The organism is Amaricoccus sp. W119 (genome assembly GCF_047275745.1).
Taxonomy (GTDB): Bacteria; Pseudomonadota; Alphaproteobacteria; order Rhodobacterales; family Rhodobacteraceae; genus Amaricoccus.
In genome coordinates, this window is record NZ_JBKQWU010000011.1 from 57,771 (window position 1) to 83,120 (window position 25,350).

Consider the following 25,350-nt stretch of genomic DNA (forward strand, 5'->3'; position numbering starts at 1 on the left):
CACAGTTGCACCGGACCGGCAATCGCCGGCGGACGGGGATGTTCCCCACATGTTCTCATGTTGCCAAGATGGGGGCAAAGAGGGAACATTGCAAACTGAATCTCGGGGCGCCGAGCGCCCGGCGCGGCGCCGGTTAACGGCGGGCCAGTCGGCGCCTCATCCGTCGAGCGCCTCCTTCACCCGTTCCGTCAACTCCTGCAACGTGAAGGGCTTGGCGAGGAATGCCGCGTCCGGGATGCCGCCGTCGCCACCCACGAAGGCGTCCTCGGCATAGCCCGACATGAAGATGACCTTCGCCGTGGGACGCGTGCGGATCGCTTCCCGCACCCAGGCCGGGCCGTCGAGACCCGGCATGATCACGTCCGAGAGCATGATGTCGACGTGGAAATCGGCGTCGCGCAGGATCTCGAGCGCTTCCTCTCCCGAACTCGCCTCGACGACGGTATAGCCGCGCAGCCGGAGCGCGCGCGCGGCGAAACTCCGGACGGCATCCTCGTCCTCGGCGAGCAGCACGAGGCCCCGCCCGGTCAGGTCGCGCGGCCGGGGCGCCTCGATCTCGGGCGTGGGCGCGGCGTCGCGGCTGTCATGGGCCGGGAGGTAGATCGTGAAGGTCGCCCCCTGCCCCGGCGGGCTCTCTGCGAAGATGAAACCCCCCGTCTGCTTGATGATGCCATAGGCCGTCGAGAGCCCGAGGCCAGTGCCCTCGCCGACCTGCTTGGTCGTGTAGAAGGGTTCGAAGATCTTGTTGAGCCGGTCGCGCGGGATGCCGATGCCGGAATCGGCGACCTCGATCACCACGTAGTCGCCCTTCAGGATCGCGGCGCGGTCGCGGTTCACATCCTGGTCGAAATGCTCGTTCCTCGTCGTCACGCGCACCTCGCCGCCGCGGGGCATCGCATCGCGGGCGTTGACGACGAGGTTCATGATCACCTGTTCGAGTTGGCGCTCGTCCACGCGGACCGGGGCGAGATCGGCCCCGTGCTCGATCCTGAGCGTCACCTTGTCGGTCAGCAGGCGGTTCAGGAGGTGGCTGAGCTCGCTCAGCGTGTCCTGCAGGTGAATGACCGTCGGGCGCAGCGTCTGCTTGCGCGAGAACGCGAGCAATTGGCGCACCAGCGAGGCGGCGCGATTGGCGTTCTGGCGGATCTGCATCAGATCGCCGTGTTCGACATCGGCGACATCGTGGCGCATGAGCAGGAGGTCGCAGTGGCCGTTGATCGCGGTCAGCAGGTTGTTGAAATCATGCGCCACTCCGCCGGCGAGCTGGCCAACGGCCTGCATCTTCTGGCTCTGCACGAACTGCGCCTCCAGCGTCCTGAGCTCGGTGGCATCCGAGAGGATCGCGAGCACCGAGGGCACCCCGTCGAGCACGGCGCGGGTCAGCGTGACCTGCAGGAAGATCTCCTGCCCTTCGACGACGGCGCGCGCCGCCTCCGGTTTCCCGAGCGCCCGGCCGCGCAGCGTGTCGGCGACCTGCTCCGCCATCGACCGGCCGAGCCCCTCCATCACGCCGTCGATCATCACGCCCGGCCGCGCGGCGGGACCCAGCAGCGCGCGCGCCGCCTTGTTCGCGAAGGACAGGAGGCCGGATGTTTCCATCCGGACGACCGCCACGGGCAGATCCTCGAGGAAGTCGTCCGGCATCAGCCCGCTGATCGCCTCGGGATCGAGCGGGCTCAGCAGGACATCGCGCTGGCCGTCACTCTCGCCGAGCAACACCGCGCGCACGGCGCCGCCTGCCCGGAGCGCATGGGCGCCGTCGTGGCGCAGCGGGGGATCGGCGACGATGTCGCCGACGCCCGCGGGTAGCGATCCGCCGGCGAGCGCGAGCGCCGCGGGATTGGCGGCGAGCACGCGTCCATCGGCGTCGATCCGTATCCAGGGAAGCGATGTCGGAACCTCGTCCCCGCCGTCCTCCGCGGCGGCCGGGGCGAGCTCGCGCCAGAGCAGACGCGCGCGTCCATGCCGGGTCACGACGAGACGGCGGCCCTCCGCCTCCTGGCGGGCGACACCGGTCGCCGTGGCCTCCCGGATCAGCCGGTAGCGCGCCGCGGCCGCCTCCGGCAGCCAGTCGCCCGGCGCCCCAGCGGCACCCGACCCCGCGCCCGATCCCGCGCCAGCCTGGGCGATCGCCGCGGCGTTACGACCGCGCACATGGCCCGCCAGATCCGTGAGATAAACCGCGGTAGGCTGACCGTCGAACCCCGCCGTATCGGCCGCGTCGGCCCGCGCGACCGCGCTCGAGAGCCGGATGACGAGAAGAAAGCCCCCCACCACCAGCCCGGCCGCGGCCAGCGCGGCGGGAAGCACCGGGCCGAGGCCCGGCACGAGCATCAGCCCGGCGGGCAGGAGCAGCAGCAGCCCCGCCGCGAGCGCGGGGTGCGGCGTCCGAGAACCGCCGATGGAGTCCCGTGGCACGTCATCGTCTCCCGCTGCCGACACTCAACCTTAGCGTGTCATGGCGAGATCAGCCACCGATAAAGTTAACGGAAGATTGAGAGCGCTGTCCGGGAACAGACCCGGGCGCCCGGAAGCGGGCCATGTAGAAACCGTCCCCGCCGTCGACCGGGCTCAGGCGGCGGTCTCCGAGCGGCGTCCATCCCGGCTGGCGTGCCGCGAAGGCGGCGGCCCGTTCCTCGTTCTCCGCGCGCAGGAGCGAGCAGGTCGCATAGACGATGATCCCGCCCGGCCGGACCCGCGCCGCCGCCTCGTCGAGGATCGCGTCCTGCAGCGGCGGATACCCCGCCACCTCCTCCGGGGTCAGCCGCCACTTGCCCTCCGGCTTGCGCCGCCACGCGCCCGTGCCGGAACAGGGCGCGTCGACCAGAACGAGATCGCAGACCGCGCCGAGCCGCGCATGATCGCGGGCCGACAGGATCGCGATCTCGGCGCCCGCGCGCCGCGCCCGCTCCGGCAGATCCGACATGCGCCGGGGGTTGGCGTCCCAGGCCATCAGCCGCCCGCGTCCCCGCATCGTCGCGGCCAGCGCCAGCGTCTTGCCGCCGCCGCCGGCGCAATAATCGAGCACCGTCATCCCCGGCTCCGCGCCCGCCGCCTCGGCGACGTACTGGCTGGAGACATCCTGCAACTCGACCATGCCCTGGCTATAGGCCCGGCTCGCCGCCACCGCGCGCGGGTTCTCGAGCACCCGCAGCGCATGGCCCGCCAGCGGCTGCGAGGCGACGCGGACGCCGTCGCGCGCGAGGACCACGGTCGCGGCGTCGGCGTTGGTGCGGAGCGTATTGACCCGAAGATCCACCGGCGCGCGATGGCGCATCGCCTCAAGCACCGCGCCGAAATCCCCGCCCAGCGCCGCGTGGAGCGCGGGGCCGAGGAAATCGGGAAAGTCGAGCCGCACCGCCTCCGGCGCCCGCGCGATATCGCCGACGAGGCGCGCGCGCTCCGCCGCGGAGGGCGGCGCGGGATCATAGCCGTCACCGGTGCAGAGCGTGTCGAGCCCGCCCTCCTCCGCGGCGAGCGCGAGGCCGATCGCGCGCCCGGTATCGCCGCCGCCGAGCCAGCCGAGCGAGCGCCGGCGACGCAGCCCGTCGAAAACCAGATCCCGCACCGCGGCGCGATCCTTGGACCCGGCGAAACGGCTGCCGCGCGCCCAACGCGTCAGGACCCGCTCGGCCGGCTCTCCGGCGAGGATCGGGTCGAGAAGCTCCATCGCGGCGGACAGGCGGGCACCGGGCGTCATGGCCGTCTAGTGCCGAGAAATCGGCGCCGAGGCAACCCGCGCGGCACGCCCCGCCAGCGTCAACCGCGCGCCGAGAGCCGGGTGAAATGCCCCATCTTCCGGCCCGCCCGCGCCGAGCCCTTGCCGTAGACGTGTACCGCCGCGCCGGTCATGGTCTCGGCCGAGAAGATCTCCTCGCCGAGCAGGTTCGTCATCACCGCGTCCGAATGCCGGGAGCCGTCGCCGAGCGGCCAGCCGCAGATGGCGCGGACATGCTGTTCGAACTGGTCGATCAGGCAGGCGTCCTGCGTCCAGTGGCCGGAATTATGCACGCGCGGGGCGATCTCATTGACGACGAGCCCCGAGGGCGTGACGAAAAGCTCGACGCCGATCACGCCGACGTAATCGAGCGCATTCAGAATCCGCCCGGCGAGCAGCACCGCGTCCTGGGCGAGAGGCTTCGGGATCGCCGCCGGCACGGTGGTCGTGCGCAGGATACCGTCCTCATGCGCGTTCTCGCCCGGATCGAAGGCCACCACCTGCCCGTCCACACCCCGGGCCGCGATGACCGAGATCTCGCGGTCGAAGGCGACGAAGCCTTCGAGGACCGAGGGGGTTTCGCCCAACGACTCCCACGCGGCCGGCGCCTCGTCGGCATCGGTCAGCCGCGTCTGGCCCTTGCCGTCATAGCCGAAACGCCGGGTCTTGAGGATCGCCGGCGCCCCGATTCGTCCGAGCGCCGCCGTCAGGTCGCCGAAGTCGTCGATCGCCGCGTAGGGCGCGGTGGCAAGGCCGATGCCGGTGAGGAAGTCCTTCTCCACGATCCGGTCCTGCGACACTTCGAGCGCGCCCATCCCGGGCCGGACCGGCACGAGATCGCTGAGCACACGCGCCGCGCCGAGCGGTACGTTCTCGAATTCATAGGTCGCGACATCGATGCGCGAGGCAAAATCGCTGAGCGCGCCCACGTCATCGTATTCGGCCCGGGTGACGCGGTTCGCGACCTGTCCGGCGCAGGGATCGGCCGCCGGCTCGAAGATCTCGACCTCCATGCCCAGCCGGCTCGCGGCGACCGCGAGCATCCGGCCGAGCTGGCCGCCGCCGAGGATGCCGATGCGGCTTCCGATCGGGAGACGCTCAGCTGCCATGGGGAATCTCGGCGGAAAGCTCGGCGGGAACCTCGGCCACATCGGCGGTCTGGCGCGCCCGCCAGGCATCGAGCCGCTCCGCGAGAGCGCTGTCGGTCGTCGCAAGGATCGCCGCGGCGAGCAGCGCCGCGTTCGCCGCGCCCGCCGGCCCGATCGCGAGCGTGCCGACCGGAATGCCCTTCGGCATCTGCACGATCGAGAGCAGCGAATCCATGCCCGAAAGCGCCTTCGACTGGACCGGGACGCCCAGCACCGGAAGCCGCGTCTTCGCCGCCAGCATCCCCGGCAGATGCGCGGCGCCGCCCGCGCCCGCGATGATGACGCGCAGGCCCCGCGACGCGGCGTCCTCGGCATAGACGAAAAGCCGGTCGGGCGTGCGGTGGGCGGAGACGATCCGCGTCTCATGCGGGATCGCGAGCGCGCGCAGGATCTCCGCGCCGAGGCGCATCGTCTCCCAGTCGCTCTGGCTGCCCATCACGATACCGATCAGGGGCGTGGGCTCTTCGTCAGGGTTCATGCGATGATATCCGGGGTCAGTTCGTCGCTCAGACGGGTGATCTCGTCCTTGAGCATCAGCTTGCGCTTCTTCAGCCGCCGGACCGCGAGCGGGTCGGCACGGGCTTCGAGGTCGAGCGCCGCGATCGCGTCGTCGAGATCGCGATGCTCGGCCCGCAAGAGCTCCAGCTTGACGCGCAGCACATCCTCTCGCGACATCTCGGGGTCAGTCATGGGCGTGGGCTCACCTTTGGCCATCATCCGAGTCTGGCCGGCCGCTTCCCGCGCCGGCCCGTGCATGGACGATCTGAAACGATTTATAGCCGCGCCTTTTGCCCGCGCCTAGGGGATCGGACACCCCGGGGGCCCGGAATCGCCGGTCTTGTATTTCGGGACGCCGCGCCCATCTAGATCTTACGCGGTGTCGCCGAAATGGGGCCCGCGGCGGTCGCTTGGAACAAGGGCTTGGCCATGACAAAGGTAACATTCGCCTCGCATCCATACCTGCTCGGCTTCGAGCAGCTGGATCGGCTGGTCGAAAGGACAGCCAAGGCGGGCAATGACGGCTATCCTCCGTACAATATCGAGCAGCGCGGTGAGACCTCGTACCGCATCACGCTCGCAGTGGCCGGATTCGCAGATGCCGACCTCTCCATCACCGTCGAGAACAATCAGCTGGTGATCCGGGGACGGCAATCCGACGAGGGAGATGACCGGGTGTTCCTTCACCGCGGCATCGCGGCGCGGCAGTTCCAGCGCAGTTTCGTGCTGGCCGATGGGGTGGAAGTTTCGGGCGCCGAGCTCGAGAACGGCCTGCTCCATGTCGATCTGACCCGCGCCCAACCCGAGGCGATCGTGCGAACCATCGCGATAAACGGCAGGAAAGGTTAAGGAGGACAGACTGATGACCGACTTTCCGTCTCTCACCGACGAATCGCCGAACCGCATCGTGTATGTGCGGTCCATGAAGACGTCGGAGCTTCCCGAGGCCCTGCAGGCGCAGGCCCCCGGTCTCGATCACATCTATTCGATCCACTCGCCCGACGGTTCCGTTCTGGCGCTGGTCTCCGACCGCGCGCAGGCCTTCGTCGTCGCACGCCAGAACGAGTTCTCTCCGGTCAGCGTGCACTGACAGGCCGCCAACCGGCGCGCTCGGCAACGGCCGGGCGCGTCATGCGACCGGAGCCTCATCCGGGCCCCCGGGCCGCGGGGCCTGTGGGTTGTTCGAATACCGACCAGTTGGCATCCTCCTCCGGGATCGACGCGACTCGCGCCAGCCCCGCGGAGGAGGCATCATGCAGTACATCATCCCGCATCTCTGGTACGACGGCGCCGCCGAGGAGGCGGCGCGGACCTATGTCGCTCTGTTTCCGAATGCGCGGCTTGGCCGGTCCGCCCGTTACAGCGAGGTCGGGCAGGAGGACCACGGCCAGCCAGCGGGCTCGCTCATGTTCCAGGAGTTCGAGATCGCCGGCACGCGGCTGAACGCGCTGAACGGCGGGCCGCGCTTCAGCTTCACGCCGGCGATCTCGCTCTTCGTCACCCTGCCCGACCGCGCGGCGATCGATGCGCTCTGGGGCGGCCTGATCGAGGGCGGCGAAACGCTGATGCCGCTCGATACCTATCCGTGGTCCGAACGCTATGGCTGGCTGGCGGATCGCTGGGGGCTCAACTGGCAGATCTGTCTCGGCGATCCGGCCAGATCCGGCCGGGCCGTGGCGCCGCTCCTGAGCTTCGCCGGCCCCCGCGCGGGCGAGGCCGAAGCGGCGGTTCGCGACTGGGTGGCGCTGTTCCCGAACTCCGCCATCGAAGGCTTCGCACGCTATGGCGAAAACGGACTTGCCGCCCCGGTGGAGGGCGCGCGCGGCGTCGCGCATGGCCAGTTCACGCTGATGGGCGAGACCTTCATGGTGATGGATGCCTTCGGCGCGCACGACTGGGATTTCAACGAGGCCATCTCGCTCTTCGTGCGCTGTTCCGATCAGGCTGAGATCGATCGGCTCTGGTCCGCCATGTCGGCGGTCCCGGAGTCGGAGGCCTGCGGCTGGCTCAAGGACAGGTACGGCATATCCTGGCAGATCACGCCCGACAGCGTACTTCGCATGCTGGGCGACACCGATCAGGAACGGGCCGACCGGGTGATGGCGGCGTTCCACAAGATGAAGAAGGTCGATGTCGCCGCGCTCGAAGCGGCCTACGCACGCTGATCCGGCCCGCGCTCCGGGTCGTCGTGGACCCGGCCCGTGAAGAAGGCCGTGACGAAAGCCGCGAGCAAGGCCGGACCCTCAGGCCCGGGCCGCCTCGGCGACGGCTTCCGCCCCGGCCTCGGTCTCGGCCTCATGCGCCGCGAGGAAGCGTTCCGCCTCGAGCGCGGCCATGCAGCCCATGCCGGCGCTCGTGACCGCCTGCCGGAAGATCGGGTCGCAGATGTCGCCGGCGGCGAAGACGCCCGGAACCTCGGTCGCGGTCGAACCGGGCTTGACCTTCACATAGCCGCCGGAATGCAGCGTGAGCTGACCGGCGACCAGTTCGCTCGCCGGCGCATGGCCGATCGCGATGAAGATGCCATCGGCCGGAATGTCCCGCGCCTCCCCGGTCTCGACGTCCCGGATGCGCGCGCCATTGACCGAGGGCGGAGTCGCGTCTCCCGTCACCTCGTCGAGCGTGTGGTTCCAGATCACCTCGACCTTCGGATGCTTGAAGAGCCGGTCCTGGAGGATCTTCTCCGCCCGAAGCGAGTCGCGGCGATGGACCAGCGTCACCTTCGAGGCGAAATTGGTCAGGAACAACGCCTCCTCGACGGCGGTGTTCCCGCCGCCGACAACGACGACCTCGCGGTTCCGGAAGAAGAACCCGTCGCAGGTCGCGCAGGCCGAGACGCCGAAGCCCTTGAACTTCTCCTCGGACGGCAGCCCGAGCCATTTCGCCTGCGCCCCCGTCGCGAGGATCACGGCGTCGGCGGTGTAGATGTCGCCGCTTTCGCCCGCGGCGACGAAGGGCCGCCGCGAAAGATCGAGCGAGGCGATGTGGTCGGTGACGATCTCCGCGCCGGTCGCGCGGGCATGGGCCTCCATGCGGACCATGAGGTCGGGGCCCTGCACCTCGGTATCGCCGGGCCAGTTCTCGACCTCGGTCGTGATGGTGAGCTGGCCGCCCGGCTGCATCCCCTGGACGAGGATCGGCGACAGCATCGCGCGGGCGCCGTATATCGCCGCCGTATATCCGGCCGGACCGGACCCGATGATCAAGAGACGAGTGTGACGCTCAGCCGACATGGTACAGTGACCCCTGGCACAATGATCCGCGAACGGAACCCGGAACGGATCCCCGAATGACCGGCGTCATATAGGAGCCCGGAGCCGCGAAGGAAAGTCCGCGGGACATCGCGGGGACCGGCCGTCCGTGAGACCGCCACCCGATCGAGGAACCCGTCCGGGTGGGCTTTCCGTTTCCTTTCGCCTGTGCGAAAGATTGTTGCGTTCACGCACCCGCGCGCCTAATTACCGCGACACATTACGGGAACTATCGCGTCTCATGGCTTCCACCAAACTCGATCCGATCGACCGCCGGATTCTCGCGGAACTCCAGGCCGATGGCAGGATGACGAATGTCGAACTGTCGCGCCGTGTCGGGATCTCCGCGCCGCCGTGCCTCAGGCGGGTGCGCGCGCTGGAGGAGGGCGAACTCATCCGCGGCTATCACGCGGATGTCAACGCGCGCGAACTCGGCTTCGAAGTGCAGGTCTTCGCGATGATCCGGCTGTCGAGTCAGGCCGAGCCGGATCTCGCCGCCTTCGAGGCGCGGTGCCGCGAATGGCCGCTGGTGCGCGAATGCCACATGCTGAACGGCGAGATCGACTTCATCCTGAAATGCGTCGCGCCGGACCTCACGACCTTCCAGAGCTTCCTGACAGAAGGGCTCACCTCGGCGCCCAACGTGGCGAGCGTGAAGACGAGCCTCGTCATCCGCTGCGCGAAGGACGAGCCGGCGGTCCCCTTCGACGTCTACGAGGAGCGCGCCCGCGCCCGCGACTGATGCGAGGGGATTGATGACTGACGCGGGGGATCGAAGCCGGGGGGCTGCCCGCCCTCCGCTTCGATTGGCCGTCCTCGGTCATCGCCTGCCCGTGCGTCAGAGACGGATCGCGGCGATCATCCGGCCATAATCGGGCTCGCCCGCGTGGGTGGCACGGCGATAGGAATAGAACCGCTCCGGGTCGGAATAGGTGCAGTGACCCGTCCATTCCGCCTCCACGCCGAGATCCCGCAACCGGCTCAACACGAAGCCCGGCAGGTCGAAGCGCAGCCGGTCGCCCGGGCCGGGAACGAAGAAGCGGTCGAATCCGGCCTCCTCCCAGGCGAACTGTTCGAAGAATTCCGGTCCGACCTCGTAGGCGCGCTGGCTGATCGTCGGCCCCACCGCCGCGCGGATCGCGCTCCGCCGGGCGCCGAGCGCCTCCATCGCGATCACGGTCCGCTCCAGCACGCCGTCGAGCGCGCCACGCCACCCGGCATGCGCCGCCCCGATCACCGGCGCGTCGCCGGCGCGCAGGAGGACGGGCGCGCAATCCGCCGTCAGGATGCCGAGTGCGATCCCCGGCCGGTCCGTCACCGCCGCGTCGGCCTCCGGCCGTTCCCCGCCGCTCCATGCCGCGGTGACGGAGACGACGCGGGTCGAATGCACCTGGCGGAGCGACACGAGGCCCGCGGGCGCGACACCCATCGCCCCGGCGACCCGGGCGCGGTTGATCGTCACCGCCTCGTTCAGATCGGAGGAACCCTGGCCGCAGTTCAGCCCTTCGAAGATGCCCGAGGAGGCACCTCCCTTGCGCGTGAAGAAGCCGTGCTGTGTGTCCCCAAGAAGGGACGAGGTGAGGATCTCCAGCATTCTCAGTCCGTGCTCGCGCGGATCTCGGCCGGATCGAAACCCGGCAGCCGCGCGCTGCCTCTAGAAGTCAGCCCCAAGACCCGGAAAAGGATTCCCATTTCGTCGGGGTGGGTCAAGCGACGATGCGCCCTGACGATCGCCTCCACAGCATCCGCCTCGCCGCCCCGATCCGGCCCGCCGGCCGGCGCCAGTCCCCGCGCCAGCGCATTCGCACGCGCCGTGATCCCGAGCCGCTCCAGAAACACGCCCTGGGGAACCGGCCCGGCGACGATGGCCGGGCCCGCCGCCTCGCCCAGCGCGCGAAAGCGGACGTGAGTCGTCAGATCCGCCGCGCCCGGATCTTCCAGCGCGCCTACGAACCGATGCGCCTTGACCGCCTGCAGCGTATCCCCGGTGCCGTCCCAGTCGCCGTAGTCGATCACCAGCGCCGCGCCGCCCTCCGCGGCGATCCGCGCGCCGATCCAGGCCGCGGCCGCCTCCGCCCCCGCGTTCACCTCGACGATAGCCCCGTCCGGCGCGAGCGGGAAACGCCGCGCGAGTTCCGGTTCCGGGCGCGGCGGTCCCCAGGCGAAGGCGAGACCGGAGGGCTCCGCGCGGATCACGAGCCGCTCACACCATGCCATGTCGGCGCGCCGGAACTGCCGCGCCGGCAACGCGTCGAAGAATTCGTTGGCAACGAGGAATAGCGGCCCCGGCGGCAGGTCATCGAGACGCCCCGCCCAGTTCGGCCGGAACGGTCCGAGCAGCTCCGCCTGCCGCGCCCTAAGCGCGGGACTGGTCTCGACCAGCCAGAGCTCGGCCGCGGAGGCGAAGCCCGGCACCCGCGCCGCCACCCGCAGCGCGTCGCGCATCAGCGTCCCTCGCCCCGGCCCGAGCTCGGCCAGCACGAACCGCTCCGGCGCCCCCCGCCCCTGCCAGACCTCGGCGAGCCAGGCGCCGATCAACTCGCCGAACATCTGGCTGATCTCGGGCGCGGTGGTGAAGTCGCCCCCGGCGCCGAGCGGATCGCGGCGGGTGTAGTATCCGTGTTCCGGATGCCCGAGGCAGAGCGCCATGTATTCGTCGAGCCGCATCGGCCCGTGCTCGGCGATCAGCCGCTCGATGACTTCGCCGAGCGGCGTCACGCTCCGACCCGCCGCGCGCGGAAGTAGAGGAAGAGCCCGAGCGCGAGCATCGGCAGCGTGAGCACCTGCCCCATGGTCAGCCCCCACTCCGCCCCGAACGCGATCACATGGCCGGCGGGATTGTCGGGCGTCACGAATTGCGCGTCCGCCTGGCGGAACAGTTCGACGAAGATCCGGGCAAGCGCGTAGCCGATCAGGAACAGGCCGAAGATGCGCCCCGGAAAGGCGAGCGCCCCCCTCTGGATCGCGACGACGAGCACGAGGAACAGCACGATCCCTTCGAGCCCGGCCTCGTAGAGCTGCGAGGGATGGCGCGCGCAGACCGCCGTCCAGTCTACCGGACAGGTGGCGCCCTCGCCCGGGAACATCACCGCCCAGGGCGCGGTCGAAGGCTTGCCCCAGAGTTCGGCGTTGATGAAATTCGCGATCCGCCCGAAGAAGAGCCCGATCGGCGTGGCCGCCGAGACCGCGTCGCCGATGCTCAGGATCGGAAAGCCGTTGCGAAGGCTGAAGAGGATGATCCCGGTCGCGACCCCGAGCAACCCGCCGTGAAAGGACATGCCGCCCTCCCAGACCGCGAGGACGCGGCCCGGATTGGCGAGGAAATACGCGGGTTGATAGAAGAGCACGTAGCCGATGCGCCCGCCGAGGATCACGGCGAGCACCATCCAGGTCAGGAGATCGTCCGACCGCTCCGGCGGCATCGGCGCCCGGCCGCCCCAGAGCGCCGGCCGCCGGCAGAGCGCCGCGACATAGCGCCACCCGAGGATCAGCCCGGCGATATAGGCGAGCGCGTACCAGCGCAGCGCGAATTCGACGCCGAACAGCTGGATCGAGAACAGACGCGGATCGATGTCGGGAAAGGGCAGGACGAAGGGCATCGCGGCTCCGGCATTGGCGCGTCCCTGCATCGGGGCCGATCGGGACGGAGTCAAGCCGGGCACCCCATCGGCGAGCCCGCCGGGAAGCATGCCGACAGAACCACCGGTGCGGGTCGCGGTTCCGGCGGCGGTCGAGGTGGCGGTTCTTGGCAAACCGGCCGATCATGGCCATATGACGGTTGGAACCGGAGGGAGAGCCCGATGCAGACCCGCAACAAGATCCTCGACGACCTGACGCAGCTGATGTCCAACGCCGTCGGCGTCGCCCAGGGCGCGAAGAACGAGGCGGAGACCGCGCTCAAGGGGATGCTGGACCGCTGGCTCGCGGACCGCGACCTTGTGACGCGGGAGGAATTCGACGCGGTGCGCGCGATGGCACAGAAGGCGCGCGAGGAGAACGAGGCGCTCAGGGCCCGAATCGCCGCGCTCGAGGAAGCCGCGAAATCCTGATCCGGGCCGACGGGCCGCGGCGGGAATCCGCCGCCGCCCGCTTCACGTCATGGTGGAACTTGGCCGACTAGCCGCCGGCCTCGCCAAGCTTTTCGCAGGCGCGGCGATTTTTTCGCCAACGCGGAACCGTCGTCAAAAATTGTCTTTACAGACGTTCAAGGTTCTCACACCATATTTGGTAGGTTCCCCGTCGAGGCGGGTGACCTGTTGTTAACCTCACAGACCCCGAGCGGGGTTGTGCCCCGCCGGCGGCCATTAGCAGAGGCACCGGGCATGGGCATAGTCGAGCGTGATTTTGACTGCGAGGAAATCCACCCCATCGATATCGTGGAGACGCTCGCGGAGGAGCGTTCCTGGGATTTCGACCGGATCGCCGATGATCAGATCGCAATGGCCATCGAAGGAAGCTGGACAACCTATTCCGTCACCCTCGCCTGGTCGGCGCAGGACGAGTCCCTCCGGCTCATCTGCGCCTTCGACCTGGCGCCGCCCGCGCGTCGGCTGAACGCGCTGCACCGCGCGATCACGCTGGCCAACGACAAGTGCTGGACCGGGGCCTTCGTGTTCTGGCCGGAGCAGAAGATGATGGCCTTCCGCTACGGGCTGGTACTGGCCGGCGGCGCGGTGGCGACCTCGGCGCAGATCAACGGCATGGTCCGCGCCGCCCTCCTGTCGGCGGAGCGCTTCTATCCCGCCTTCCAGCTGGTCGCCTGGGGCAATGAATCGCCGGAGGCGGCGCTCGGCATCGCGATGACCGAGGCATACGGCCGGGCCTGAGGCCCGTGCCCGGCTCCTCCTCCGCCTCCCTGGGAGAAGGAGCCTCGAAGGCCCTGACGCCGATCGCTATTCCCGGTTCTCTCCGGGTGTCACGCGATCGGCGTTTTTTCGTGATAACATCCATCGACCCGGGGTTCTCGCGGCGAGGTCCGCGCGGCTCGGGACGCATCTTCCGCCAAGGTGCGAGATACCGGTTGACTTTATGTTGCAGTGCAGCATAAGGTAGCGGAAGAGAATCAAACCAGAGGAACCCCCGATGTTCGACCCCAAGACCTTCGCCTTCGACCCGGAAAAGATCTCCGAGTTCTTCAAGCAGAACGACTTCACCAAGCAGTTCGCCGCTTTCAAGCTGCCCGAGGTCGACACCGAGGCGCTCCTGAACTCGCAGAAGAAGAACATGGACGCGCTCGTGGAGGCCAACAAGGCCGCCGCCGCCGGCTATCAGGATCTGTTCAAGAAGCAGGTCTCGATCTTCGAGGAAACGATGTCCGAGGCGCAGAAGCACCTCAAGTCGCTCGACACCACCAAGCTCGACGCGGAATCCGCGAAGGCCCAGGCCGAGCTCGCCCGCGCCGCTTTCGAGAAGGCGATCGCCAACATGCAGGCCCTCGCGGAATCCGCGCAGAAGGCCAATGCGAGCGCCTACGAGATCGTCTCGGCGCGTATCCAGGAGAGCATGGTCGAGCTTCGCGACCTCGCGTCCAACCTGAACAAGAAGGCCTGATCGCGCCGTAGCGTTCAGACTTTTCGCCTGAATTCCGGAAAACCGCTTGCCCTGACCGGGCGGGCGGTTTTTCTGTTGCACGGGGGGCAAACGGGCGGCCCGGGCGGACGAGGAACGATCGCATGGGCGACACGGCGAGCTTCGACGATTTCCTTCGCCTCGACATCCGCGTCGGCCGGATCGAACGCGCCGAACATTTCCCGGAGGCGCGCAAACCTGCCTACAGGCTCTGGATCGATTTCGGCCCCGAGTTCGGCACGCTTCGGTCCTCCGCCCAGATCACCGTCCACTACACCCCGGCGGAACTGGTCGGCCGCCGGGTGCTCGGCGTCGTGAACTTCCCGCCCCGCCAGATCGGCCCCTTCCGCTCCGAAGTGCTCGTGCTCGGCCTCGCCGACGCGGAAGGGGCGGTCGTTCTCGTGTCACCCGACGCCGAGGTTCCGCTCGGCGCGCGCCTGCATTGAAGGAACAGCCCTTGCCGCTCCCCCGAGTCATCGCCACGCGCAAGCTTCCCGCCCCGGTCGAGGAGCGGCTGCGTACGAATTTCACCGTCGCACTCAACGAGGACGACACCCCCTTCACCCCCGGGCGGCTAGCCGAAGCCTTGCGGCAGGCCGATGGCGTCCTCTGCGCGGTGACGGACAGGATGTCGGCCGACCTGCTCGGGACCGAGGGCCTCCAGACCCGCGTCCTCGCCAATTTCGGCGTCGGCGTGAACAACATCGACCTCGCGGCGGCGGAAAAGGCCGGGATCGCGGTCGGCAATACGCCCGACGTGCTGACCGATGCGACGGCGGATCTCGCGATCGCGCTCATGCTCGCGGCGACGCGGCGCATGTACGAGACCGAGAAGATGCTGCGCGAAGGCCGCTGGCAGGGTTTCTCCCTCACGGCGCAGCTCGGCATGGGGCTGAGCGGCAAGACAATCGGGATCGTCGGCATGGGCCGCATCGGCCAGGCCACGGCGCGGCGCGCGGCGCTCGGCTTCGGGATGAAGGTCATCTACTACAACCGCTCGCCGCTCAGGGTCACGCTCGATTTCCCCGCCGAACGGCGCGAGACGATCGAGGAGGTGATGGCCGAGGCCGATGTGGTGTCGCTGCATATTCCGGGCGGCGGCGAGAACCGGGGCCGGATCTCGGCGGCGATGATCGCGGCGATGAAGCCGACCGCCTATCTCGTCAACACCGCGCGAGGCGACGTGGTCGAGGAACCCGCGCTGATCGCCGCGCTCGCCGAGGGCAGGATCGCCGGCGCCGGGCTCGACGTCTTCGCCGAGGAGCCGAAGGTGCCGGCCGAGCTGATCGCGCTCGATAACGTGACGCTGCTGCCCCATATCGGCAGCGCGACGCTGGAGACCCGCACCGCGATGGGCATGCTCGCGGTCGACAATCTCGAAGCCTTCTTCGCCGGGAAACCGATGCCGGCCAGGGTCGTCTGAGACGCCGCCGGGCATCTCCCCCGCGGCCTGCGACTTGACAGGTCGCGGCCGGGCTGGTCGATGGGCTCCCGGGAAGGCTGCGGGGAAATCCCATGGATGCGACGACCATCGGGCGGCCCACGCTCACGACGCGGGTCGAGAGCTGGGAATGCGACTTCAATGACCACTGGAACGCGCGTTTCTATGGGCGGAGCTTTCAGCTCGCGGCCGAGCGGGTGGCGACGCTCCGCGGGCTGGACAATCCGGGCATGGCGCTGCTTGGCTCGCGGACCATCCGGTTTCACCGCGAGCTCCTCGCCGGCACCGCCGTCGAAGTCCGCTCCGCCCGCGTGACCTCGGGCGCTCACGCGGGCGCGGTGGCGCATCTCCTGAGCGGCGGCGGCCGTCTCTCGGCGACCGCGCTGGACCTGCCGGGTCGCGGCGGCGAGGCGCTGCCGGGCGTCGGTCCGGAAATCGGCCGGCTCGCCTTTCCCCGCGGCGCGCCGACGCCCCCCGAGGAGAACAGCTGGGCCGGCTCCGAGATCGCGGAGACCGGCGCGGCCCGGCCGGCGGAATTCGACCACACCGGCGCGTTTCTGCACGAGGAGATCGTCCGGCGCGGCGCCTACGGGCTGCACGCGATGCTCGACCGGCTCGGCTTCACCACGCGCTTCGAGGCCGAGAACAGGATCGGCCGCATGGTCGTGGAAAGCCGGATCACCCCGCTCGGCGCCTGCCTCCCCGGCACGATGATCCGGGTCCGGTCGCGGATCGCGCGCATCGGGCGGACCTCCATTGCGACGCGCCACCGGCTGGAGACGGACCGCTGCGCACCGATCGCGTGCATCGAGAACAGCCTCGTCGCCGTCGACCTCGAAACCCGCCGCGCCGTCGGTGTTCCGGCGTTTCTCCGCCGCCTCGACCCCGCCTCGAGCTACGCGCCTCTCCGCGCTTCGGACCCCACCCCGGATGATGCCACCAACCGGCGCGGCGCGGGCCCGAAATGACGCCCGCGCCGCCTCTCCGCGAGGCGGGCGCGGCCCGGCGCGGGCGGGTGTCCGATCTTAATTTGCTTGCTTCTCGGGCAACATGGTCAATAGATGGGCATCGGCGAAGGATTTTCCGGCACCGGCCAACGCGCGACGGCCGGGTGCTTGAATCCACCCCATCAAGCTGATTTTTCGACCCCGATCCACGACTGGGTCGTTCGGACTGGAAAAGGGAGCGTCCCCCTCATGAAGAAGATCGAAGCGATCATCAAACCATTCAAGCTCGACGAGGTGAAAGAGGCGCTTCAGGAAGTTGGCATTCAGGGCCTCAGCGTGACCGAGGCGAAGGGTTTCGGCCGTCAGAAGGGCCATACCGAACTCTACCGCGGCGCCGAATACGTCGTGGACTTCCTTCCGAAGGTGAAGATCGAGGTCGTGCTCGGCGATGACCAGGTGGACGCGGCGGTCGAGGCGATCATCTCCGCCGCCAAGACCGGCAAGATCGGCGACGGCAAGATCTTCATCCTCCCCGTCGATCAGGCGATCCGCATCCGCACCGGCGAGGAAGGCAACGACGCCCTCTGACGCGGCGCTCCCGCGAGACAGTGCCGGACCCGGCTTCCCGGGTCCAAGCGGCCCGGCCGAGGCCGCGAATGCATAGTGAGACAGAACTAAGCTAAGGAACAGACATGAGCGATAAAGAGTCCATTCTGAAGTCCCTCAAGGACGACGAGATCTCCTATGTCGACATCCGCTTCACCGACCCGAAGGGCAAGCTCCAGCATGTGACCGTGCTCGCCGATCTCGTCGACGAGGATTTCCTCGATGAGGGATTCATGTTCGACGGCTCCTCGATCGCCGGCTGGAAGGGCATCGAGGAATCGGACATGAAGCTCATGCCCGATGTGGAGAGCGCCTACGTCGATCCGTTCTTCGCCGAGAAGACGCTCTGCCTGCACTGCTCGGTCGTCGAGCCCGATACCGGCGAGCCCTATGAGCGCGACCCGCGCGGCACGGCCGAGAAGGCCGAGGCTTACCTCAAGTCCTCCGGCCTCGGCGACGCGGCCTATTTCGGCCCCGAGGCGGAATTCTTCCTGTTCGACGACGTGCGCTTCTCGAACACGATCAACAAGGTCAGCTTCCAGATCGACGCGATCGACGCCTCCTGGAACACCGACACCGCCTATGAGATGGGCAACATGGGCCATCGGCCCGGCGTCAAGGGCGGCTACTTCCCCGTGCCCCCGGTCGACAGCGCCCAGGACATCCGCGCCGAGATGCTCTCGACGATGAAGCGGATGGGCATGAAGGTCGACAAGCACCACCACGAGGTGGCCTCGGCGCAGCACGAGCTCGGCCTCATCTTCGGCACGCTGACGAAGCAGGCCGACGAGATCCAGAAGTACAAATACGTCATCCAGCAGGTCGCCGCCGCCTATGGCAAATCCGCGACCTTCATGCCGAAGCCCTATTACGGGGACAACGGCTCGGGCATGCACGTCAACATGTCGGTCTGGAAGGACGGCAAGCCGCTCTTCGCGGGCGACAAATACGCGGACCTCTCCCAGGAGGCGCTCTGGTACATCGGCGGGCTCCTGCATCACGCGAAGTCGCTCAACGCCTTCACCAACCCGACCACCAACAGCTACAAGCGGCTGATCCCGGGTTTCGAGGCGCCGGTGTTGCGCGCCTATTCCGCGCGCAACCGCTCGGGCTGCGTCCGCATCCCCTGGGCCGAGAGCCCGAAAGCGAAGCGCGTCGAGGCCCGGTTCCCCGATCCGCTCGCAAACCCGTATCTCGCCTTCTCGGCGCTCCTGATGGCCGGTCTCGACGGCATCAAGAACAAGATCGATCCGGGCGACGCCTCGGACAAGGATCTCTACGACCTGCCCCCCGAGGAGCTGTCGGAGATCCCGACCGTCTGCGGCTCGCTGCGTGAGGCGCTGGAGTGCCTCGCGGAGGACAAGGACTACCTCCTCGCGGGCAATGTCTTCACCGAGCATCAGCTCGAAGGCTACATGGCGCTGAAGTGGAAGGAGGTCTTCGCCTTCGAACACACGCCGCACCCGATCGAATACCAGATGTACTATTCCGGCTGATCCGGGCGGGTCCTCCGATTTCGCGAAGGCGGCGCTTCGGCGCCGCCTTTCTGCTATCCGCGAAGCTCCCCGTGACCCTCTGGTCAGGCTGCCCAGCGATGAGGGCGACCTTACTCTCCGGCCCGGCTTCGCCTCACAATCCCTCGCCTCCGGTCCCGAGCAGGCGCGCGACGAACCGGGGCACGCTCTCGATCGCGGGCCCATAGACCGATTCGTCGAAGAGATGAGCGTTCGCCGACTTGCCGAGATTGAACTCGAGCGTGAGGATGCCCATCATGCGGGCGATCTCGACGAATTCCGCCGCCGGATAGACCGCGCCAGACGTTCCGATCGCGACGAAAAGATCGGAGCGGGCAAGAGCCTCCTCGATCTCCGGCATCCCATAGGGCATCTCGCCGAACCAGACCACGTCGGGGCGGAGCGTGCCGACCCGGCCGCAGGCGGCGCAGCGGTCGGTGACGCCGAGATCCGCGCGCCATTCGCGCGTTGCCCGGCAGGAGGAACAGAGCGCGCGCGACAGGCGACCGTGCATGTGATGCACCGCGCGCGAGCCCGCGCGTTCGTGCAGGTCGTCGATGTTCTGGGTACAGAGGAACAGCGCGCCGCCATCCACCTTGAGGCCCTCTCCGAGCCGGCCGAGCGCGACATGCGCGGCGTTCGGCCGCGCCGCCAGCATGTCGCGCCGGCGCAGGTTGTAGAATTCGTGCACCCGCTCCGGATCGGCTGCGAAAGCCGCCGGCGTCGCGAGCTTCATCGGATCGAACTTGTCCCAGATGCCGCCCGCGTCGCGAAAGGTGCCGAGGCCGCTATCCGCCGAGATGCCCGCCCCGGTCAGGACGAAGATCCTCACGCGGCGTCGCCCAAGGGCAGCACGCCCGGCCGGACCGCCTCCAGGCCAGCGCGCTGATCCCCGGTCAGGGCTTCCGGCCGGACCATGTAGGTATGGATGCCGAAGACCACCGCCCGCGTCGCGGGCAGCCGCAGGAAGGTCTGGCGCTCCACCCGGACGAACCGCGCCGGTCCCTCGGGCCGGTGGCGGTCGAACTCACTCCGGGGGTTGTGCAGCCGGTCCTCGCCATAGACGAGCAGGTTCGCCCGCGCCATCGGCCTCTCCGGCCGGATGCCGTCGAAGAGCCGCTGCACGCGTTTCGCAACGCCGTCGTCGTACTGGGGCACCGGCACGTGAATCCGGCTCAGCGTATGGCCGAACTTCTGCGCCAGGGTCCAGTTCGAGGGAAAGCACAGGATCGCGCCGAGCAGCCGATGCTCCGCCTCGCCCCCGAGCTTCAGATGCAGGCAGAAATCCTCCTGCGCGAGCCGCCCCGCCGCGATCAGCGGCTCGCCCCCGAGCGGCACCGCGACGCCGTCGGGCCGGCGCATCACCGCGCCCTCGCGCGCGAAACCCGGAACCCCTTCGAGATGCGACAGCACGACCGCGAGCAGTTCCTCCGCCGCCGGCCGCGCCCGTTCGTCGAGCGCATGGACCGCCTCCGGACGCCCCGCGATCAGCCGGTCGCGGAGTGCCATCTGGCCGGCGAAGGCCTCGTCGCGGACCAGCCATTCCGCGGGTGCGATGGGCCCGGTTCCCGGCAATCGCCAGCTGTGATCCGTCATCCAGGGGGCGACCGGCAGGCGTTCTTGCAAGATCCCGCTCATGGCATCGTTCCCAAAGACCCTTTGCCCGCCGGCGCCAAACCAGATATGGAACGGGCAAGCATCCGCCTCCCTATCCTTGGCGAAACCGGACAAAAGATAAAGAGCCAACCATGGTCCATGCTTCCGATCTCTTCGACGACGATCCCTCGCAAGGCGGCTACGACGCCTCGGCGATCGAGGTTCTCGAAGGGCTCGAGCCGGTGCGCAAACGCCCGGGCATGTACATCGGCGGCACGGACGAGCGTGCGCTGCACCATCTGGTCGCGGAAGTGCTCGACAATTCGATGGACGAGGCGGTCGCGGGCCATGCGAACCGCATCGAGGTCGAGTTGTCAGCGGATCATTCGGTGACGATCCGCGACAACGGCCGCGGCATCCCGGTCGACCCGCACCCGCGGTTTCCCGACAAGTCGGCACTGGAAGTGATCCTCTGCACGCTGCACGCCGGCGGCAAGTTCTCGGGCAAGGCCTATCAGACCTCGGGCGGGCTGCACGGTGTCGGCATCTCGGTCGTGAACGCGCTCTCCGACCGGGTGACGGTCGAAGTCGCGCGCAACCGCCAGCTCTACTCGCAGAGCTTCTCGCGCGGCCTGCCGCTCGGACCGGTGAAGAACGTCGGCCAGACCCTGAACCGCCGCGGCACCACTGTCACCTTCCATCCCGACGCCGAGATCTTCGGCAGTTCGGCGAAGTTCAAGCCTGCGCGGCTCCTGCGCATGGTCCGATCGAAGGCCTATCTCTATTCCGGCGTCGAGATCCGCTGGAAGTGCGACCGTTCGGCGATCCCCTCCGGGGACGATACGCCGGAGAGCGCGACCTTCCACTTTCCAGGCGGCCTCGCCGACTATCTCGGCGAGCGGCTCGAAGGGGCGGACACCTATGCCGAGCGGCCCTTCGCGGGCAAAGTCGATTTCGCCGAGCGTTTTGGCGCCGGCACGGTTGGCTCGGTCGAATGGGCGATCAACTGGACGCCGCAGCGCGATCCCTTCGTCTCCTCCTACTGCAACACGGTGAACACGCCCGAGGGCGGCACCCATGAACAGGGTTTCTGGGCCGCGCTCCTGAAGGGCATCCGCGCCTATGGCGAGCTATCCAACAACCGCAAGGCGGCCCAGATCACCCGTGACGACGTGATGGCCGGCGGCTCGGCGATGATCTCGGTCTTCATCCGCGACCCGGAATTCGTCGGCCAGACGAAGGACCGGCTCTCGACGCAGGAGGCCGCGCGGCTCGTCGAGGGCGCGGTGCGCGACCGGTTCGACAACTGGCTCGCGGCCGACACGCGGACCGCCGGCGCGATCCTCGACTTCCTGGTGCTGAAGGCCGAGGAGCGAGCGCGGCGGCGCGCGGAGAAGGAGACGAGCCGCAAGACCGCCGTCAAGAAGCTCCGCCTGCCCGGCAAGCTCGCCGACTGCTCGGGCGCGACACGCGAGGGCTCCGAGCTTTTCCTCGTCGAGGGCGACTCGGCGGGCGGTTCGGCGAAACAGGCGCGCGACCGCAAGACCCAGGCGATCCTGCCGCTCCGGGGCAAGATCCTGAACGTGCTCGGCGCGGCCTCCTCGAAGCTCACGCAGAACCAGGAGCTTTCGGACCTCTGCCAGGCGATGGGCGTGCAGACGGGCGGGCGGTTCCGCCTCGACGACCTGCGCTACGAGAAGATCATCATCATGACCGACGCCGATGTGGACGGCGCGCATATCGCCTCGCTCCTGATGACCTTCTTCTTCACGCAGATGCGCCCGCTCATCGACCACGGTCACCTCTATCTCGCCGCGCCGCCGCTCTACCGGCTGACGCAAGGCGCGAGGTCCGTCTATGTCTCGACCGACGCGGAGAAGGACGCGCTCATGACCAAGGGGCTCGGCGGCCGGGGCAAGGTCGAGGTGAGCCGCTTCAAGGGTCTCGGCGAGATGATGCCCGCGCAGCTCAAGGAGACCACGATGGACCCGAAGAAGCGCACGCTGATCCGCGTGACGCTCGACGGCGACGAGGACGACGACACGGCGGGCCTGGTCGAACGGCTGATGGGCAAGAAGCCGGAACTGCGCTTCCAGTTCATTCAGGAGAACGCGAAGTTCGTCGATCTGGACGAACTCGACGTCTGAGGGCGCCCACCCCGCCTCACCCCTGTCTCCGGTAACTCCCCGCCCGGTTCCGCTTTTTTGGAACCCGAGTGCCTGCGTCGCCGTTAATCGCGCACATCCGCCGGCATGGGGCATCCGCTCCCGCCGCGTCGGCCGAAGCCACCCTGGGAGGGAAGCCCATGCATTCGATCATCTACATCGTCGGCCTCGTCGTCATCGTCCTTGCCATCCTGTCCTTCGTCGGTCTGGGCTAAGCCGCGGCGGGAATGAAGCGCCTGTCCGGCGGCGACAGGCGCTGCCGGACAGGCACAGCGCGCAGGCTCTCGGACTCCGTTCCCGCCCGCGGCCTTGTTGCGCGCACACCTGGTCACGGCGGCTTGTGCGCGAACCCCGGTGAAGCATCCCTTGCGTTGCGCGGCGCACTCGTCGGGATCCGCCTTTGCGATGTGCTTGGCAGTCGGCGAACTCCCGCGGACGCACGGACGTGACCGGTGTCGCGGCATGGGTGGCTGGCCGGCCGTCTCCCGCCGAGCTATCTTCGCCGGCGACCCTCGCACCCGCGACATCCGACTGGACCTGCCATGCGTTCGACGCCCGCCCTGCTCCTTGCTCTCCTGGCCCCCGTCGCGGTCATCGCGCAGGATCTGCCGGGCGAGAGCGACGCGGCGAGGGACATTCCTCTCGAGGAATGGGTGGCGATGGCCGATGGCAATACGCTGACCTACAGGATCAACGGCGTCTTCTTCGCGCTCGAACACTACTACCCGCGCTCGAACCGCGTGACCTTGCAGGCCAGCGACGGGCGCTGCCTGCAGGGCACCTGGAATTACGAGGCGCCGCATTACTGCTTCTACTGGGAGGATCAGCCGCCGGCCTGTTTCCGCCATGCCCGGCTCGGCTCGGAGATCCTGATCATCGAGACCGAGAACGGCGAGGATACGCCGATGACGCAGCTGATGACCGATGTCACCGACACGCCGGTCAGTTGCGGTGTGCCGCCGATGAGCTGATGCGGTGAGCCGACCCCGACGCGGCGAGCTTCGGCGGGACCGGGCCCCGGGCTGCGCGTCAGTCGTCGCGGTGTACCCGCTCCTTGCGCTCGTGCCGCTCCTGCGCCTCGAGGCTCAGCGTGGCGATCGGGCGGGCTTCGAGCCGGCGGAGCGAGATCGGATCGCCGGTCTCCTCGCAGTAGCCGTAGCTGCCATCCTCGATCCGGCGCAGCGCCGAGTCGATCTTCGAGACCACCTTGCGCTGCCGGTCCCGCGTCCGAAGTTCGAGCGCGCGATCGGTCTCCTCGGAGGCCCGGTCGGCGATATCGGGGATGTTCCGCGTCCCCTCCTGCATCGTTTCAATCGTTCCGCGGCTCTCCGCCAGAATCGATGCCTTCCAGGCGAGCAGTTTCCGCCGGAAATAGTCCAGCTGGCGCGGATTCATAAAGGGCTCGTCATCGGTCGGCCGGTACTCGACATCGAACTTCGTTTCAGGCTTCATACGATCCACACCTTTGATGCCGCCTCGGCCGTGTGACCCGCCCGTCTGAATACCGGCCGGTTTTCCCATGGCCCCTCAAAGCTTTCGCTGCATCCCGATATAGGGATTCGGATGGCTTGTCACGCGCTACGTACGGAATCATGCTCACCACCGAGGGTCGCGGCGCAAGCTGCGCAGGAAACAGGCAACGGACCAGAATATCCATGAAATTCAATGGCACTGACGCTTATGTGGCAACGGCGGACATGACGGTCGCCGTCAACGCCGCGATCACGCTGGAGCGGCCCCTGCTCGTCAAGGGCGAGCCCGGGACCGGCAAGACCGAACTCGCACGCCAGATCGCGGCGAGCCTCGGGCTAGAACTCATCGAATGGAACGTCAAGTCGACGACAAGGGCGGCGCAGGGGCTCTACGAATACGACGCGGTCAGCCGGCTGCGCGACAGCCAGCTCGGTGACCCTAGGGTCGGCGATGTCTCGAACTACATCCGGCGCGGGCCGCTCTGGCGGGCCTTCACCTCGGACGCGAAGCTCGTCCTTCTGATCGACGAGATCGACAAGGCGGACATCGAATTTCCGAACGACCTCCTGCAGGAGCTCGACCGGATGGAGTTCTTCGTCTACGAGACCGGCGAAACCGTTCGCGCCCGCACAAGACCGATCGTGGTCATCACCTCCAACAACGAGAAGGAACTGCCCGACGCCTTCCTGCGCCGCTGCTTCTTCCACTATATCCGCTTCCCGGACCAGGAGACGCTCGCACGAATCGTTTCGGTGCATTTCCCCGGCATCAAGCCCGGCCTGATCCGGGCGGCGCTCACGCAGTTCTTCGAGATCCGCGAGACGCCCGGCCTGCGCAAGAAGCCGTCCACGTCCGAAGTCCTTGACTGGCTTAAACTTCTTTTGGCTGACGATCTGGAGGCCGAGGATCTGCGCCGCGATCCCACCGAGGCTCTGCCGCGACTTCACGGCGCGTTGCTGAAGAACGAACAGGATGTGCATCTGTTCGAGCGGCTCGCATTCATCGCGCGCGGCGCGGGACGGGATGGCCGTCACCGCTGATCGCGCTACATCGTTTGCCCCGTGACAGAACGTCGCGCCCATGCTATGTTGCGGTGCAATATAATACCGAGGAGCCAGGATGCTTTCCTTCAACGCCTACACCGCCTACGCGACTTCGTGGATGAAGTTCGCCCGGGCCTATTACGAGATGTCGATGCACGCCGCGGAGGTCATCACCCGCCGCTCGCTACGCATGGCATCGGGGACCATGACCCCGCCCGAGGCGATCGGGATGGTGATGGAGAAGGCCACCGCCTTTGCCATCGCCAGCGAGCGCGCGGCGATCACGGCGGCGAAGGGCGGCGACGTCATGAAGATTGCTTCCGCCGCGCTAAAGCCCTATGGCGCCAAGACTCGTTCCAACGCGCGCAAGCTTCGCGGCTGA

28 protein-coding genes are annotated in these 25,350 nt (G+C 68.2%); 16 read left to right on the forward strand and 12 right to left on the reverse strand.

Annotated features, from left to right (window positions below; translation table 11 throughout):
* Nucleotides 1-156: 156 nt before the first annotated feature.
* Genes ACLJK8_RS08675 through ACLJK8_RS08695 form a run of 5 tightly spaced genes read right to left on the reverse strand, consistent with a single transcriptional unit; the run spans nt 157 to nt 5,556 of the window.
* Nucleotides 157-2,418, reverse strand: a complete 2,262-nt coding sequence (locus ACLJK8_RS08675) for an ATP-binding protein (protein WP_413149780.1) — start codon at nt 2,416-2,418, stop codon at nt 157-159.
* Nucleotides 2,419-2,467: 49 nt separating this feature from the next.
* A complete protein-coding gene (locus ACLJK8_RS08680) occupies nt 2,468-3,700 on the reverse strand; it encodes an RsmB/NOP family class I SAM-dependent RNA methyltransferase (RefSeq protein ID WP_413149781.1) in 1,233 nt (410 codons plus the stop codon).
* Nucleotides 3,701-3,759: 59 nt separating this feature from the next.
* Nucleotides 3,760-4,827: a 5-(carboxyamino)imidazole ribonucleotide synthase gene (locus ACLJK8_RS08685; protein ID WP_413149782.1), complete on the reverse strand. Its 1,068-nt coding sequence runs from the start codon at nt 4,825-4,827 to the stop codon at nt 3,760-3,762.
* Nucleotides 4,817-5,344, reverse strand: a complete 528-nt coding sequence (purE, locus tag ACLJK8_RS08690) for a 5-(carboxyamino)imidazole ribonucleotide mutase (protein WP_413149783.1) — start codon at nt 5,342-5,344, stop codon at nt 4,817-4,819. The genes ACLJK8_RS08685 and purE overlap by 11 nt, the downstream gene beginning before the upstream one ends.
* Nucleotides 5,341-5,556, reverse strand: coding sequence for a YdcH family protein (locus ACLJK8_RS08695; protein ID WP_413149784.1), 216 nt, complete (start codon nt 5,554-5,556; stop codon nt 5,341-5,343). Before ACLJK8_RS08695 ends, purE begins: the two co-directional genes overlap by 4 nt.
* 237 nt (nt 5,557-5,793) lie before the next feature.
* Here ACLJK8_RS08695 and ACLJK8_RS08700 point away from each other — a divergent pair, with 237 nt between their 5' ends.
* The 3 genes from ACLJK8_RS08700 (at nt 5,794) to ACLJK8_RS08710 (ending at nt 7,529) form a co-directional block, all read left to right on the forward strand.
* A complete protein-coding gene (locus tag ACLJK8_RS08700; RefSeq protein ID WP_413149785.1) occupies nt 5,794-6,213 on the forward strand; it encodes an Hsp20 family protein in 420 nt (139 codons plus the stop codon).
* Nucleotides 6,214-6,226: 13 nt separating this feature from the next.
* Nucleotides 6,227-6,454 carry a DUF1150 family protein gene (locus ACLJK8_RS08705; RefSeq protein ID WP_413149786.1) on the forward strand — a complete coding sequence of 76 codons (228 nt, stop codon included), beginning with the start codon at nt 6,227-6,229 and terminating at the stop codon, nt 6,452-6,454.
* Nucleotides 6,455-6,617: 163 nt separating this feature from the next.
* Complete coding sequence (locus ACLJK8_RS08710; protein WP_413149787.1) at nt 6,618-7,529, forward strand: VOC family protein; 912 nt, start codon at nt 6,618-6,620, stop codon at nt 7,527-7,529.
* Nucleotides 7,530-7,607: 78 nt separating this feature from the next.
* Here ACLJK8_RS08710 and trxB read toward each other — a convergent pair whose 3' ends face one another.
* Complete coding sequence (trxB, locus tag ACLJK8_RS08715; RefSeq protein WP_413149788.1) at nt 7,608-8,597, reverse strand: thioredoxin-disulfide reductase; 990 nt, start codon at nt 8,595-8,597, stop codon at nt 7,608-7,610.
* A 259-nt stretch (nt 8,598-8,856) separates the two neighbouring features.
* On the opposite strand from trxB, the gene ACLJK8_RS08720 reads away from it, so the two are divergent.
* A complete protein-coding gene (locus tag ACLJK8_RS08720; RefSeq protein ID WP_413149790.1) occupies nt 8,857-9,357 on the forward strand; it encodes an Lrp/AsnC family transcriptional regulator in 501 nt (166 codons plus the stop codon).
* A 96-nt stretch (nt 9,358-9,453) separates the two neighbouring features.
* Here the strand turns inward: ACLJK8_RS08720 and pgeF are convergent, their stop codons facing one another.
* The 3 genes from pgeF to lgt are packed head-to-tail and all read right to left on the reverse strand — an operon-like array spanning nt 9,454 to nt 12,214.
* A complete protein-coding gene (pgeF, locus tag ACLJK8_RS08725; protein ID WP_413149792.1) occupies nt 9,454-10,209 on the reverse strand; it encodes a peptidoglycan editing factor PgeF in 756 nt (251 codons plus the stop codon).
* A 2-nt stretch (nt 10,210-10,211) separates the two neighbouring features.
* The gene (locus tag ACLJK8_RS08730) at nt 10,212-11,333 is read right to left on the reverse strand and encodes a class I SAM-dependent methyltransferase (protein WP_413149793.1); all 1,122 of its coding nucleotides are present in this window, start codon (nt 11,331-11,333) and stop codon (nt 10,212-10,214) included.
* Nucleotides 11,330-12,214 carry a prolipoprotein diacylglyceryl transferase gene (gene lgt, locus ACLJK8_RS08735; protein WP_413149835.1) on the reverse strand — a complete coding sequence of 295 codons (885 nt, stop codon included), beginning with the start codon at nt 12,212-12,214 and terminating at the stop codon, nt 11,330-11,332. The genes ACLJK8_RS08730 and lgt overlap by 4 nt, the downstream gene beginning before the upstream one ends.
* Nucleotides 12,215-12,415: 201 nt before the next feature.
* On the opposite strand from lgt, the gene ACLJK8_RS08740 reads away from it, so the two are divergent.
* The 8 genes from ACLJK8_RS08740 (at nt 12,416) to glnA (ending at nt 18,673) form a co-directional block, all read left to right on the forward strand.
* The gene (locus tag ACLJK8_RS08740; RefSeq protein ID WP_413149794.1) at nt 12,416-12,664 is read left to right on the forward strand and encodes an accessory factor UbiK family protein; all 249 of its coding nucleotides are present in this window, start codon (nt 12,416-12,418) and stop codon (nt 12,662-12,664) included.
* A gap of 273 nt (nt 12,665-12,937) precedes the next feature.
* Nucleotides 12,938-13,441 (forward strand): YbjN domain-containing protein, encoded by a 504-nt coding sequence (locus ACLJK8_RS08745; RefSeq protein ID WP_413149795.1) that lies wholly within the window; start codon nt 12,938-12,940, stop codon nt 13,439-13,441.
* 256 nt (nt 13,442-13,697) lie between these two features.
* The gene (locus tag ACLJK8_RS08750) at nt 13,698-14,165 is read left to right on the forward strand and encodes a phasin family protein (RefSeq protein ID WP_413149796.1); all 468 of its coding nucleotides are present in this window, start codon (nt 13,698-13,700) and stop codon (nt 14,163-14,165) included.
* A gap of 122 nt (nt 14,166-14,287) precedes the next feature.
* Entirely contained in the window at nt 14,288-14,629 is a 342-nt protein-coding gene (locus ACLJK8_RS08755) for a tRNA-binding protein (RefSeq protein WP_413149797.1), read from the forward strand.
* An 11-nt stretch (nt 14,630-14,640) separates the two neighbouring features.
* The gene (locus ACLJK8_RS08760) at nt 14,641-15,606 is read left to right on the forward strand and encodes a 2-hydroxyacid dehydrogenase (RefSeq protein ID WP_413149798.1); all 966 of its coding nucleotides are present in this window, start codon (nt 14,641-14,643) and stop codon (nt 15,604-15,606) included.
* A 92-nt stretch (nt 15,607-15,698) separates the two neighbouring features.
* Nucleotides 15,699-16,592 (forward strand): hypothetical protein, encoded by an 894-nt coding sequence (locus tag ACLJK8_RS08765; RefSeq protein WP_413149799.1) that lies wholly within the window; start codon nt 15,699-15,701, stop codon nt 16,590-16,592.
* A 228-nt stretch (nt 16,593-16,820) separates the two neighbouring features.
* Complete coding sequence (locus tag ACLJK8_RS08770; protein WP_413149800.1) at nt 16,821-17,159, forward strand: P-II family nitrogen regulator; 339 nt, start codon at nt 16,821-16,823, stop codon at nt 17,157-17,159.
* A gap of 104 nt (nt 17,160-17,263) precedes the next feature.
* Nucleotides 17,264-18,673 carry a type I glutamate--ammonia ligase gene (gene glnA, locus ACLJK8_RS08775; RefSeq protein WP_413149802.1) on the forward strand — a complete coding sequence of 470 codons (1,410 nt, stop codon included), beginning with the start codon at nt 17,264-17,266 and terminating at the stop codon, nt 18,671-18,673.
* Nucleotides 18,674-18,806: 133 nt separating this feature from the next.
* Here the strand turns inward: glnA and ACLJK8_RS08780 are convergent, their stop codons facing one another.
* Both ACLJK8_RS08780 and ACLJK8_RS08785 read right to left on the reverse strand, forming a co-directional pair.
* Nucleotides 18,807-19,523, reverse strand: a complete 717-nt coding sequence (locus ACLJK8_RS08780; protein ID WP_413149803.1) for an NAD-dependent deacylase — start codon at nt 19,521-19,523, stop codon at nt 18,807-18,809.
* Nucleotides 19,520-20,329: a heme-dependent oxidative N-demethylase family protein gene (locus tag ACLJK8_RS08785; RefSeq protein ID WP_413149804.1), complete on the reverse strand. Its 810-nt coding sequence runs from the start codon at nt 20,327-20,329 to the stop codon at nt 19,520-19,522. Before ACLJK8_RS08785 ends, ACLJK8_RS08780 begins: the two co-directional genes overlap by 4 nt.
* A 110-nt stretch (nt 20,330-20,439) precedes the next feature.
* Between ACLJK8_RS08785 and parE the strand changes: the two genes are divergently transcribed.
* Nucleotides 20,440-22,434: a DNA topoisomerase IV subunit B gene (gene parE, locus ACLJK8_RS08790; RefSeq protein ID WP_413149805.1), complete on the forward strand. Its 1,995-nt coding sequence runs from the start codon at nt 20,440-20,442 to the stop codon at nt 22,432-22,434.
* A 560-nt stretch (nt 22,435-22,994) separates the two neighbouring features.
* Complete coding sequence (locus ACLJK8_RS08795) at nt 22,995-23,423, forward strand: hypothetical protein (RefSeq protein ID WP_413149806.1); 429 nt, start codon at nt 22,995-22,997, stop codon at nt 23,421-23,423.
* Between the two features lie 58 nt (nt 23,424-23,481).
* Here the strand turns inward: ACLJK8_RS08795 and dksA are convergent, their stop codons facing one another.
* Entirely contained in the window at nt 23,482-23,904 is a 423-nt protein-coding gene (gene dksA, locus ACLJK8_RS08800; protein WP_413149807.1) for an RNA polymerase-binding protein DksA, read from the reverse strand.
* 203 nt (nt 23,905-24,107) lie between these two features.
* Between dksA and ACLJK8_RS08805 the strand changes: the two genes are divergently transcribed.
* On the forward strand, nt 24,108-24,965 hold the full coding sequence (locus ACLJK8_RS08805) for an AAA family ATPase (protein ID WP_413149808.1): 858 nt from the start codon (nt 24,108-24,110) through the stop codon (nt 24,963-24,965).
* A gap of 79 nt (nt 24,966-25,044) precedes the next feature.
* On the forward strand, nt 25,045-25,350 hold the full coding sequence (locus ACLJK8_RS08810) for a hypothetical protein (RefSeq protein ID WP_413149809.1): 306 nt from the start codon (nt 25,045-25,047) through the stop codon (nt 25,348-25,350).